This window comes from Candidatus Sulfotelmatobacter sp. (genome assembly GCA_035504415.1).
GTDB lineage: Bacteria > Vulcanimicrobiota > Vulcanimicrobiia > Vulcanimicrobiales > Vulcanimicrobiaceae > Vulcanimicrobium.
The window spans coordinates 20,611-32,184 of record DATJRY010000017.1 but is presented as its reverse complement, the minus strand read 5'-3'; the positions used below and the strand labels follow the sequence as shown (position 1 = coordinate 32,184).

13 protein-coding genes are annotated in these 11,574 nt (G+C 69.4%); 8 read left to right on the top strand and 5 right to left on the bottom strand.

The annotated features are described in order from the left end of the window. Nucleotides 1-13: 13 nt before the first annotated feature. On the bottom strand, nucleotides 14-409 hold the full coding sequence (locus VMD91_13815) for a response regulator (GenBank protein ID HTW85141.1): 396 nt from the start codon (nucleotides 407-409) through the stop codon (nucleotides 14-16). Nucleotides 410-542: 133 nt separating this feature from the next. Between VMD91_13815 and VMD91_13810 the strand changes: the two genes are divergently transcribed. Next, entirely contained in the window at nucleotides 543-1,430 is an 888-nt protein-coding gene (locus VMD91_13810; GenBank protein ID HTW85140.1) for a proline dehydrogenase family protein, read from the top strand. Here the strand turns inward: VMD91_13810 and VMD91_13805 are convergent. Continuing rightward, entirely contained in the window at nucleotides 1,427-2,248 is an 822-nt protein-coding gene (locus tag VMD91_13805) for a peptidylprolyl isomerase (protein ID HTW85139.1), read from the bottom strand. The two genes, VMD91_13810 and VMD91_13805, sit on opposite strands and share 4 nt — an antisense overlap. Nucleotides 2,249-2,329: 81 nt before the next feature. Between VMD91_13805 and VMD91_13800 the strand changes: the two genes are divergently transcribed. The 6 genes from VMD91_13800 to VMD91_13775 all read left to right on the top strand — a co-directional run bounded on the left by VMD91_13800 (nucleotide 2,330) and on the right by VMD91_13775 (nucleotide 6,299). Continuing rightward, the gene (locus VMD91_13800) at nucleotides 2,330-2,602 is read left to right on the top strand and encodes a hypothetical protein (GenBank protein ID HTW85138.1); all 273 of its coding nucleotides are present in this window, start codon (nucleotides 2,330-2,332) and stop codon (nucleotides 2,600-2,602) included. 391 nt (nucleotides 2,603-2,993) lie between these two features. Further along, entirely contained in the window at nucleotides 2,994-3,332 is a 339-nt protein-coding gene (locus VMD91_13795) for a hypothetical protein (protein ID HTW85137.1), read from the top strand. Nucleotides 3,333-3,346: 14 nt separating this feature from the next. After that, a complete protein-coding gene (locus VMD91_13790) occupies nucleotides 3,347-4,009 on the top strand; it encodes a hypothetical protein (protein ID HTW85136.1) in 663 nt (220 codons plus the stop codon). A 30-nt stretch (nucleotides 4,010-4,039) separates the two neighbouring features. Then, on the top strand, nucleotides 4,040-4,732 hold the full coding sequence (locus VMD91_13785) for a hypothetical protein (GenBank protein HTW85135.1): 693 nt from the start codon (nucleotides 4,040-4,042) through the stop codon (nucleotides 4,730-4,732). Further along, the gene (locus tag VMD91_13780) at nucleotides 4,729-5,517 is read left to right on the top strand and encodes a hypothetical protein (GenBank protein HTW85134.1); all 789 of its coding nucleotides are present in this window, start codon (nucleotides 4,729-4,731) and stop codon (nucleotides 5,515-5,517) included. Before VMD91_13785 ends, VMD91_13780 begins: the two co-directional genes overlap by 4 nt. Continuing rightward, nucleotides 5,517-6,299 (top strand): ribonuclease E inhibitor RraB, encoded by a 783-nt coding sequence (locus VMD91_13775; protein ID HTW85133.1) that lies wholly within the window; start codon nucleotides 5,517-5,519, stop codon nucleotides 6,297-6,299. The genes VMD91_13780 and VMD91_13775 overlap by 1 nt, the downstream gene beginning before the upstream one ends. A gap of 33 nt (nucleotides 6,300-6,332) precedes the next feature. On the opposite strand, the gene rpoD is transcribed toward VMD91_13775, so the two are convergent. Beyond that, nucleotides 6,333-7,511 carry an RNA polymerase sigma factor RpoD gene (gene rpoD / locus VMD91_13770; protein ID HTW85132.1) on the bottom strand — a complete coding sequence of 393 codons (1,179 nt, stop codon included), beginning with the start codon at nucleotides 7,509-7,511 and terminating at the stop codon, nucleotides 6,333-6,335. A 50-nt stretch (nucleotides 7,512-7,561) separates the two neighbouring features. After that, nucleotides 7,562-9,328 (bottom strand): DNA primase, encoded by a 1,767-nt coding sequence (dnaG, locus tag VMD91_13765; protein ID HTW85131.1) that lies wholly within the window; start codon nucleotides 9,326-9,328, stop codon nucleotides 7,562-7,564. Between the two features lie 67 nt (nucleotides 9,329-9,395). Here dnaG and VMD91_13760 point away from each other — a divergent pair, with 67 nt between their 5' ends. After that, entirely contained in the window at nucleotides 9,396-10,625 is a 1,230-nt protein-coding gene (locus VMD91_13760; protein HTW85130.1) for an HD domain-containing protein, read from the top strand. Between the two features lie 124 nt (nucleotides 10,626-10,749). Here the strand turns inward: VMD91_13760 and msrA are convergent, their stop codons facing one another. Beyond that, on the bottom strand, nucleotides 10,750-11,421 hold the full coding sequence (gene msrA, locus VMD91_13755; GenBank protein ID HTW85129.1) for a peptide-methionine (S)-S-oxide reductase MsrA: 672 nt from the start codon (nucleotides 11,419-11,421) through the stop codon (nucleotides 10,750-10,752). Nucleotides 11,422-11,574: the final 153 nt, after the last annotated feature.

Below are 11,574 nucleotides of genomic sequence, written 5' to 3'. Positions count from 1 at the left end.
GCGAACCGCGGCGTTACGCGCCGAGGACGGACTGGAGCGGGTCGGTCAAGAGCTGATGAACGGTCGTTCGCAGCTGCGAGAGTGTGAAGGGTTTGTTCAGAAACGCGTTCGCGCCGGCCGACTTGGCTCGCGCGTCCATCGCGTAGTTGCTGTGGCCGCTGATCATGACGATCGGCATGCGCGCGGTCGCGGCGTTCTGGCGCACTTGCGTGATCAGCTCGATCCCCGAGATACCCGGCAGCATGAAGTCGCTGATCAGGATGTCGTACGGCTCCTCGCGCTGGATGTGCACCAGCGCGCTCTCGGCATCGTTGCAGAGCGTAATGTCGTACGGCCCCTTCGAGAGGATCGTCTTGATCAGGGTGCAGATTTCCGGGTCGTCGTCTGCGACCAGGACGCGCCACGCCATGATCCCTCGTTCCCGCCGCGCGGGTCCCTCGCCTATCCGCCAAATGCAAAAGTCCTGATAAGCAATAGTCCGGTTCAGCCCTCCCCGCTCGTACCCGAGGGGGGCGCCGCCGCCTGCCCGAAGGGCGCCGCTCGTGGCAGTCCTCGACGTTATCCAAACCCCGGCGTTTCAGCGGCGATTCTTCTTCTTGGCCAAACGCTTCATCGCCGGCGAGAGCGCCGAGGACGCCTTGTCGGCGGTGCGGACGCTGAACGAGCACGGGATGAGCGCGACGCTCGACTTCCTGGGCGAAGATGTCGTGTCCCTGCCCGAAGCCGAGCGCACGCGCGACGCGTACCTGCAACTGCTCGCGGCGGTGCGTGGATCGGGCGTCGACACCAACGTCTCGGTGAAGCTGAGCGCGATCGGCCTGTTGGTCGGCGAAGAGATCGCGCTCGCGAACCTGCGCGCGATCAGCGACGCCGCGGCCGCCACGCCCGATCCGTTCGTGCGCGTGGACATGGAGGGCAGCGCCGTCACCGACGCGACCCTGCGCATCGTCGACCAGGCGTTCGGCGAAGGACGCGCCGTCGGTCCGGTGCTCCAGGCCTACCTGCGGCGCACGCCCGACGACGTCGAGCGCGCGATCGCGGCCGGAATGCGCGTGCGGCTGTGCAAGGGCGCCTACGCGGAGCCGGCCGCGATCGCCTACAAGGACATGCCGACGATTCGCCGCGCGTACTTGCGCGAAGCGGAGTCGCTGCTCGAGCACGGCATGTATCCCGGCATCGCGACGCACGACGAACGCCTGATCACCGCGGTCCAGCGGTTCGCCCGCGAGCGCGGCATCGGCCCCGACCGCTTCGAGTTCCAGATGCTCTACGGCGTGCGGCCCGACGTACAGCGGCGCATCGTCGCCGACGGCTGGCGGCTGCGCGTGTACGTGCCGTACGGAACGCACTGGGCCGGCTACTTCTACCGCCGCATCACCGAACGCCCCGAGAACGCCTTCTTCGCCCTGCGCTCGATGCTCTCTCGTTAGTCGTCGGAGAGGCGCTCGACGCGGGTCATGCGATCGCTCTCGGTCAGGCGGCCGAGCGTCGCGAAACCGCTTTCGACCGCGCCGAAGACGGTGAAGTCGCGATCGAGGTGCGGCTGCGGTGAGAGCGTGATGTAGAACTGCGTGCCGGCCGAGTCGCGAATCGGCCCGGGATGCGGCCCGTCGGTGTAGTTCAGCCCCATCGAGATGACGCCCGCGCGTTGCGGCAACGGGTTCTCTTCGGCGGGGATCGTGTAGCCGGCGTCGCCGTCGCCGGTGTCGGTCGGATCACCGGTTTGCACCACGAAGTCCGGCACGATGCGGAAGAACCGCAAGCCGTCGTAGTAACCGCGATCGACGAGATGCAAGAAGTTGGCGACGGTCAACGGCGCCCACTCGGGATACAGCCGCACGACGATCGTCCCTTCGGTCGTGCCGATGCGCACGCGCGGGTGCGGTCCCGGCATCGGCCCGTCCATCAGCGCGCTGGTCGACGGACGCAGCGGCACATCGAGCCGCGCGTCGGCGGCGGTCGGGGCGCGCGGCGGGCCCAGTCCGGCCGGCCGCGGCAGTGCCGGCTCGGTATCGACGGGCGCGGGCGTGGGCGTCACGACGCCGTCCGGAATGGCGGTGAGGTGCTCGGTGCGGGGCTTGCCCTCGAGCACCCGCACGGTCTCGGTCGCCTGCTCGGCGACCCGCCACGACGGGTCGCGCACGAGCGGCGTCACCCATGCCAGCCCGTCGCGGTCGTGACGGCGCGCCTCGAGGTCCAGGAACTGGATGCGGACCAGCTCGTCGGGGTCCCGCAGCCCCGTCCGCACGGTGGCCGGGGCGGTGGTTATCGCGTACGCCCGCCGGAGCGTCCAAGCCTCAGCCCAGCGGACCGTGCGATTCTGCTCGGCATGGAACGCATGCTGGATCGCATCGGCGATCCAGATGCCGTCCGGCCCCTCCCGCCAGCCCGACAGGGCAATCGCAGCCCGGGACCGGACGACGGGGTCCGGGTCGGATCGCAGCAGCGCGAGCAGCGGAACCCGCAACGCGACGCTGCCCGGACGATCGGCGACCTTGGCCCGCCAGGCGGCATCGGCCGCCGCAACCCGGACTGCTCCGGCTGGATCATGGAGCGAGCGAGCGATGGGCTCCAACGGAACATTCACCGCTCCGCAAAGTAAACCGTATCCGTACACGGCGAGCGCTCGAACGGGAACGACTCGCGCGGCGGTCGCGTTAAATAGAGGCCCGGCCGCTCGCGCGCTTCGGGTCCTCCCGAGCGCGAGCGCTGCCCGTCCCGCAACATCGGGATCTCCGGATGCCAATGCAGCGGTCAGAACGTCAGAGAACGTCCGGGTGCTTTCGAGCTCCACCAGCCGCCGGTACCCCGGCTCCTCCCCTGCGGGGGCAGCGGAAACCGGCATGAGGGAGGCGCTCGCCGCAACAACGACCGCAGCGGCGAGGACCAATCTCCGAACCTTCATTTAGGCCCCCAAGCAACCGACAACAAGAGAAGGTTCGCTTACGTTACTGAGATAGGTCGATTATCATCCACGAGGTTCACCCCCACTGATGTCCAGCACCCCCGAACGGAAGCCCGGTAGCGGCATGTCTGTCCGCGAAGCCGGCCAAAAAGGCGGCGAGACCGTCAAGAAAAAGTACGGTCCCGAGTTCTACGAGATGATCGGGCGCAAAGGTGGCCAAGCCACCAAGAAGGCGCACGGTCATGCGTTCTACGAGGCGATCGGCAAGAAGGGCGGCAAGAAGGGCGGCGAGGCAACTCGCGACCGCTACGGCCCGGAGTTCTACGAGACCATCGGCCAGAAGGGCGGGCAAAAGGTCAAAGCTCTGATCGAACAGGGCAAGAAGGCCGCCGCCGAAGCCGCGGAAGCGGAGAAGAAGGCTTCCTGATCTCCATCCCGGGTGTGCGCCGGACGGCCGTCATCGCGACGGCCTTCCTGCTTTTGGTTGCCATCTGGGAAACGGCGCGGGCCCAGCCCGCGTCCGACATCCTCGCGATCGGGACGCCGGTCGTCTTCGTTTCCGACGGGACCCTAGGTCCCGGCGCTCGCGAAGGCACGGTCGTTCCGGTTCACCTGCGCGACGCGCTCATGTTGGGCACGATGGTCGTCGCCGCCGCGGGAACGAAGGCCGAGCTCATCCTCGGCAGCCTCGAGTCGCCGGACCACAAGCAGCACCGCATCGTGGCGCTGCGCAACTTCAACACCGTCGCCGGGCTCCTGCCCGTCACGGCGGACAGCGTGCCCTTTCCCACCGTCCCCGGCACGGTCCTCAACGCCGTCACCCGGGCGCAAGTCGTGCGTGTCGGCGAACGGCTCTCGATCCGCACGCCGTTCCCGTTCCGGCTCTCGAACGACCTGCCGACTTCGGCCTACACGCCGACGCCGGCCCGCACCGCTCCGCCGTTCAACGCGGGCGGTGGACGCCGCCGCGGCCCGAGCCCGCACCCGACGCCGACGGCCAGCCCCACCGCCGCACCGAGCTCGTCACCGAGCGAGACGCCCAGCGCAGCGCCGACCGCCGCAGCGCCAACCGCCGCCGCGTCGAGCGCGCCCCCCGGCACATGATCCGCCGCTGACGGCCGCGAAGCGCGCGTCATGATCGCACGCCGCTGGTCCGCTCTGTTCGCTGCCGTGCTGCTGTGCAGCCCGCTGTCGGCGACCGCCCAAACGATGCCGATGGCGCCCGCCACGCCGGCGCCCGCGCCCAACGCCGCCGAAGCGGCGTTCTTGGCGCAGATGATGCGGGTGCTGCCGAGCCGGTACGCCACCATCGCCGACGCGCAGCGCGCCGGCTACGTCCGCTACACGAATGAGGACGGCACCGGCGCGATCAGCTACGTGAACGTCGCCGATTGGGTCTCACCCGACGTCGCGCACCCCGCGCAGCTCTGGTACGACGTCAACGGCCGGCTGATCGGCGCCGACTACAGCACGCTGCAAAGTCTCTCGCCCAACGGGCCGCCGACGCTGCTCGGGATCGCGCCGGCACGCTTCTTCAAGATCCCGGCACACGTGCACTACGTCCTGTGCACGGGCGCACACTGCACCTATGGCAAAGCCGTGCGCGTCAGCACGTACGCGACCGTCGGCGATCCGGACCATCCGAACGCGGCCGGTCTGGTCAAGCTCGGCCTCGCTCCCGACGCCGCCAGCGTGCGCACCGTTTTCCTCTACCCGGCGATCGAAGACGTCTCGATCTGGGTCGTGCCCAACCCGCTCGGCCAGTTCGCCGACAAGAACCCCAGCGTCGTGCCGAGCGCACACGCCGGGAAAGGCGAGGACATGTGAAGCAAACCGCCGGCGCGCTCGGTTTCGCCCTCGCCGTGCTGCTGGTCGCGCCGAGCGGCTCGTTCGCCGCGAACGACGCGACGCCGCCGCCGACGATCGGCGGCACGCACAGCAAGGGCTTCTGCGACACGGTACGCGGCAACGTCGCGCCGGCCGTGCACGGGCTGATGAACGACGACGCGCTGCTGGGCGCCGGTCATCGTGCGCTGGCCAAGATGTCGCACGACGCCGTGACCTCGACGCCCCAAGCGCTCGACCTGGACCGCGTCTACTTGGGCAAAGTCGTGCTGTCGCTGGCGCACAACGTGGGCGTGATCGACAAGCTGCTCAACGATCCCAGCCGCTTCCCCAAAGCGCCCGCCACCGACGACGACAAAGAGGCCGCGCTGCTGCAGTCGCAGCTGCGCGCCGCTCGCGACCGCCAGAACGACGCGCTGAACCTGGTCGACGGGCTGCTCGAGACCGAGCAGATGGGCCAGATGCGCAGCGACCTTCCCTCGCAGATCCAGAGCGCGACCGGCCCTTCGAACGCGACGCCGTTGCCGGCCTCGCCGACCGATCCGCCCAACTTCCTCGATACCGCCGGCCTACCGGATTACAGCCCGATCTCCAGCTTCGATCCGCGCAAGCTCGCGACGTCGAACACGCTTGGGAACACGCCGTACGACCACATCCTGCGCGCGCTCGACGTCGACCAGGGACGCATCGCCGCAGCGGAGCAGGCGCTCACGCCGACTGTCGTCGCGGCAGCATACGGCTGCGGCGCCGGAGCAACACCGAAGTAGTGCAACTCCCCGTCGGTCCACCGATCCCGGTCGGCACGACCTTCATCGTGCCCCTCGACACTGCCAAGATCATCGGAATCGTCAAGGCGTCGAGCAGTCACGAGCGCATCTTTTGCACGACGCTCTCGCCGCCGTGGACGCAAGAGGGATGGGAGCTGGCCGGCGAGGCGCTCTGGATCGTCGACGACTACGCGTTGCGCGACGGCTCCTGGCCGATCGTATCGACGTCCGCGGACATCGTCCGCGAGCCGCCGCCGCGCTTTGCCACCACCGCGAAGGACGGCTCCCCGCTGTTCGTCGTCTTCGATCCCGTCAGCTTGACGGCGATTGAAAAAGCACCTGTTGACGGAGCGGACGACCAACGGGAATGGTCGACCGCACCGCGTTACATCCCTGCGGACGTTCGCACGTTCGAGGCGGCGCTCGCGAAAACGTTCGGCTTGCCGCCGCCCATCGACCCGAAGATCGATCAGGAAGAGACGAGCCGCCGTCTCCTGGGCGTCATACGCTCCCACGTCGCCGACGTCACGCAGCCGCGGCCGTTCGACCACGCGCTTTTGTTTCGCGACAAGAAGCGCGCTCGGGCCGCGCTTGCCGCGCTCGAAGCCGACGGGCTGACCGCGACGCTCGATGCGCCGCTCTTCCGCAGCGCGCTGTTGACGATCGTGCAGCAGAGCGTCCCGTCCTTTCCGGCGATCGCGCCGCAGGTCGCGCGGTGGCAGGCCTTTGCGCGCGAGCACGGCGGCGAGTACGACGGTTTCGGCTGCCCGACCGACGCTTGAAAACGAAGCGGCCGCGCGGTGCGCGGCCGACCGTTACTCGTTGGACCAGTAGTCTTTGAGGGCTTTGCCGCGGCTGGGGTGGCGCAGCTTGCGCAGCGCCTTGGCTTCGATCTGGCGGATGCGTTCGCGGGTGACGCCGAACTCCTGACCGACTTCCTCGAGCGTGCGCTGGTGGCCGTCTTCGAGCCCGAAGCGCAGCACCAGCACCTTGCGCTCGCGCTCGGTGAGGTTCTTGAGGACGTCCTGCATCTTCTCTTTGAGCAGCATGACGCTGGCGGCCTCGGCCGGCGCGACCGCTTCCTGGTCTTCGATGAAGTCGCCCAGGTGCGAGTCTTCTTCTTCGCCGATCGGGGTCTCGAGCGAGATCGGCTCCTGCGAGATCTTGATGACTTCGCGGACCTTCTCGGGCGTGAGCCCCATCTCGTTGGCGATCTCTTCCACCGTCGGATCGCGGCCCAGCTCTTGCAGCAGCTGCCGGCTGATCTTGATGAGACGGTTGATCGTCTCGACCATGTGCACGGGGATGCGAATCGTGCGCGCTTGATCGGCCAGCGCGCGCGTGATCGCTTGGCGAATCCACCACGTCGCGTAGGTCGAGAACTTGTAGCCCTTGCGGTAGTCGAACTTCTCCACCGCGCGGATCAAACCGAGATTGCCTTCCTGGATCAAGTCCAGGAAGAGCATGCCGCGGCCGACGTACTTCTTCGCGATCGAGACGACCAGGCGCAGGTTGGCCTCGGTCAGCTTGCGCTTCGCCTCTTCGCCGTCGAGCACGATGCGATTGTCGGCCGTGCCGTTCTTGAGGACTTCGTTCTCGCCGGCCTCGATCGCCATCGCCAAACGCCGCTCGTCGTCCATCGAAAGGAGCGGGACGCGCCCGATCTCCTTGAGATACATGCGAACGGGGTCGTCGAGGGCGAGACCAGCGGCAACCGCGACCTCTTCGGGCTCGTCGCGATCGGCCGGCTTGTCTTCCTTCGCCTGCTCTTCGACGATCTCGATGCCGAGCGACGCGATCTCCTCGAGCAGGTCGTCCATGCGCTCGGGAGCGACGTCCTCGACGTTGTCGAAGACGGCGTTGATCTCTTCGTACGTCAGCGAGCCGCGCTTCTTCCCCGCGGTGAGGAGCTTTTTGATCTGCTCTTCGAGGGACGGCGCCGGCGCGTCGGCGGCTGCGGCTGTTTTCTTGGTGCGGGCCATGCTGGTGTTCACCCCCTTTCTACGATCCGGGTCGACTTGAATTCAGTCTCCGTCGGGTGGGGTCATCCTTTCAGTTCTGCGGCGAGCGCCGCGTGTTCGGCGCGGAGGTCGGTCGGCACCGGCTCGCCCGCCTCGAAATGGCGATCGATCCGGGCACCGACCTCTCGGTAGCGGCGTTCGGCGTCGTCACGCGCAAAGCGCGCGACGACGCGGTCCAATTTCGCGCGCCGCTCCTCGGTATCGGCAAATTGTACGATCCCGGAGACCGACGCCAGCGTCACCGCCGCGTCTTCATCACCTGCCAACAGTGCGTGCACGTCCGATGGTTGCGTGAGCGAGCGAGCGTGCCCACACAGGGTCTCCCAAATCCTGCGGAGATGCGGCTGATCGAAGCGTTCGGCCGGGATCCGCTCGGCGTACTCGGCCAGCAGGGTCGGCTCGTCGAGCACGATGCACAGCACCTCGCGCTCGAAGGTCGGCCGCTCCATCATGTCCGGCGTGATGTGGCGCGAGGCACGCGCCCCGTCGGAGCGGGGAACGAAATGGGCCGGGTTGATCATCAGGCGGGCGCGCCGCAGATCGTCCGGCGCGAGCCCCAGCCGGCCGGCCAAATAGACGCGCTGGCGGTCCCACTCGGCCTGCGGGGTGAGGCGGCGGATCGTCTCCTCCGCCCAGCGGGCCATCGTTCCGCGGTCCATCGACGTCCCGCGGCGGTCGATCTCGGCGTCGAGCTTGATCTGCGTCGCCGTCAGCGGCGCGGCCAGCAGCGCCGCGAACGCCGGGGCGCCGTTGCGGCGCACGAACTCGTCGGGATCCTTGGCGTCGGGCAACCGCAGCGCCAGCGGCGTGACGCCTTCGGCGGCCAACACGTCGATCGACTTGAGCAGCGCCTCCGTACCGGCGGCGTCGGCGTCGAAGCATAGGATCGCGCGCGCGGCGACGCGGCGCAGCTCGCGCGCCTGCTCGGGGGTGAACGCGGTGCCGAGTACCGCGACCGCGTTGGCGAAGCCGGCCTGGTGCAGCGCGATGCAGTCGAGATAGCCCTCGACCACGATCGCCGCGTCGTCTTTCGCGGCGGCGCGCCGCGCCACGTTGAGCGCGAACAGATGGCGTCCCTTGGTGTAGACCGGCGTCGTCGCCGTGTTGAGGTATTTCGGTTCCTGATCGCCCAGCGCGCGGCCGCCGAAGGCGATCGTCTCGCCGGTGGTCGCCAGCGTCGGGATCATCAGGCGGCCACGGTAGAAATCGTACCAGCCGCCGCGCTGGCTGGGCTTGAGCAGCCCGCCCTTCGCCGCCAGCGCGAGGTCGACGCCGTTCGCGCGCAGCTCGTCGACCAGCCCGTCCCACCGGTCGGGCGCGAACCCGAGCGAGAACGCCTCGATGGTGGCCGCGCTGATCCCGCGCCCCTCGCAGTAGGCGCGGGCCGGCGCGCCTTCGCGCGGGTCGAGCAGCATGCGGTGGAACCACGCGCGCGCGACCTCGTTGGCGTGGTAGATCGCCTCTTTTTCGCTGCGAACGCGCGCCGCGCGCGGGTCCTCGTCCTGCAGCTCGACGCCGACGCGCTTGCCGAGCACGCGCAGCGCGTCGAGGAAGCCGACGTTCTCGTGCTTCTGCACGAACGTCAGCGCGTCGCCGGCCACGCCGCAGCCGAAGCACTTGAAGAAACCGCGGTCGGGATGGACGTGGAACGAGGGCGTCTTCTCGCCGTGGAACGGGCACAGTCCGACCAGATCGTTGCCGCGCTTGCGCAGGGCGACGTACGCCCCGATCACCTCGCCGATGTCGGTGCGCGCCAGGATCTCCCGCTTGACTCCGTCGTCGACACGCACGTCGGCGTTTGGATTCGCCCCCCGCGGTCGGAGGTCCCGGCCCAGCCGGCGGTGCAGTCGATCCCTCGTGGCGCGGCCCAAGCGCATCTACGATCCGGTCCACGGCTTCATCGACCTCGACGCGGGCGAGGTGGCTCTGCTCGACACGCCGACCGTGCAACGCTTGCGCCGACTGCGTCAGTTGGGGTTGGCCTATCTCGCGTTCCCGTCGGCCGAGCATTCGCGCTTCTCGCACGCGCTCGGCGCGCTGGCGACCGGGACGCGCGCGTTCGACGCGCTCTGCGCGCACTCGCCCGAGGCCTTCGACTCCGCCCGCGAGATCGCCGAACAGCGGCGCCTGTTGCGCGCCGCCCTGCTGCTGCACGACGTCGGACACGGGCCGTTCTCGCACGCCTGCGAAGCGGTGCTCGGCGTGCGGCACGAGCTGCGCACGCAAGCGATCCTGCAGCGCGGGGAGATCGCCGACGCGCTGACGGCGCTCGACGTCGACCCGAGCGCGGTGCTGGGCTTGATCGTCGGCGACCCGGCGACGAACGCCGTGCTGCGCGAGCTGGTCAGCGGACCCAACCTCGACGCCGACCGCATGGACTACCTGTTGCGCGACGCGTACTTCACCGGCGTCTCGGGCGGGACGTACGACGCCGCGCAGCTGCTGGCGTCGCTGCGCATCCTGGAGATCGAGGGCAGCCGCGAGCTGGGCGTCGACGGTCGCGGCGTCGTCGCGCTGGAGTCGTTCGTGCTGGCGCGCTACATGATGTTCGCCAGCGTCTACTTCCACCACACGACGCGCGCGTTCGAGCGCGTGCTCAACGACGTGCTGCGCGAGCTGTGGCCCAACCCGCGCGCGCTCGACGCGATCGACGAGTTCTTGGCCTGGGACGACTTCCGCGTGCTCGACGCGCTGCGCGACGCGCCCGGCGAGAGCGCGCGGGCGCTGCGCGAGCGCGAGACCTTCTACGGCTTGGCGGCCGAGTTCAACGCCGAGCGCGACCTGCACGCCTTCGAAGAGTGCGAGCGCGCCCTCCGGGACCGCTGGGGTGCGGACGTGTGGGCCGACTCGCAGGAGCAGCTCCTCCACCGGCTGCCGCTGGGGACGGCCGGGGTCGCGCCGACGGTCCGGGTCCGGCTGACCGGCCGGGTGGTCGACGCCCGCACCGCCTCGGACCTGATCGCCAAGCTGTCCGGCAAGGCCTACTGGCGCAAGCTGTTCGTCCACGCCCCGCCCGAACAGGTCGATCGGGCGCGGGCCATTTGCGCGGAGATCATCGCCGGCGGCCGCCACCCGCGCCTGTTCTGACCCGCGGGCGCGGCGCTAGTGCCCGCCGCCGGCGGTTTTTCAAACCTGCGCCGCCCACCGTTTTGTCCACCGCGTCCACAGCCGCGTCCCGGCCGGTGCCCGGGCGTGGCGGCGCGCGGCCGGACTAGCGGATGGCGGCTTGCTGCGGCTTGGTCAGCTGCGGGTAGGCCGCGCGCAGGTGCGCCAGCTTGGGTAGGTCGTTGACGACGATGTACGGGTCGTCGGGGTGGCGCACCGCGTAGTGCAGATGGTAGGCTTCGGCCGGATAGAAGCCGTGCAGCGGCTCGAGCGTGGTGACGACCGGTGCCGGGAAGACGTGCTGCGCGGTCAGCTGCGCGATCGCCGCCTGGGCCTGCGCGCGCTGCGCGTCGTTGGCGTAGAAGACCGTCGAGCGGTACTGGGTCCCCTCGTCGGGGCCTTGGCGGTCGAGCTCGGTCGGGTCGTGCGCGACCCGGAAGTAGACCTGCAGCAGCTGCTGGTACGAGACGACGCGCGGGTCGTAGACGACCTCGACCGACTCCGCGTGGTGGGTCGTGCCGGTGCTGACGATCTCGTAGTGCGCGGTGGCGGCGCTGCCGCCGGCGAATCCCGGGGTCGCCCGCACGACGCCGCGGACGTTGTCGAAGACCAGCTCCATCCCCCAGAAGCAGCCGCCCGCGAAGACCGCCCGCTCGGTGCCGGCCGGCGGGGGCGCGTCGGCGGCGGCCGGCGTGAGGAAGGCGCGCCCGCCCAGGGCGAGCAGCGCGGCCAGTGCCGCGCCGAGGACCCAGCGATGGGACCAGTGCATCGAGATCATGGCTCCTCCCACGACCGGCGCCGAGCCGGTTCGGCTGCAATCGTACCAGCCGGGACGCCGTCGGTCGGTAAGCCGGCTTTCATCCCGGCCCCATTGACGCGTTCCCGTGCCCGTGATAGGAAACGGAGTACATGACCGCCCGGACCTTCGGCT

Excerpts from the sequence above, each read along its gene's own strand:
- VMD91_13795 (HTW85137.1), top strand. The coding sequence starts at position 2,994 with ATGTCCAGCACCCCCGAACGGAAGCCCGGTAGCGGCATGTCTGTCCGC.
- VMD91_13815 (HTW85141.1), bottom strand. The coding sequence starts at position 409 with ATGGCGTGGCGCGTCCTGGTCGCAGACGACGACCCGGAAATCTGCACC.
- VMD91_13785 (HTW85135.1), top strand. The coding sequence starts at position 4,040 with ATGATCGCACGCCGCTGGTCCGCTCTGTTCGCTGCCGTGCTGCTGTGC.
- msrA (HTW85129.1), bottom strand. The coding sequence starts at position 11,421 with ATGATCTCGATGCACTGGTCCCATCGCTGGGTCCTCGGCGCGGCACTG.
- VMD91_13800 (HTW85138.1), top strand. The coding sequence starts at position 2,330 with ATGGAACGCATGCTGGATCGCATCGGCGATCCAGATGCCGTCCGGCCC.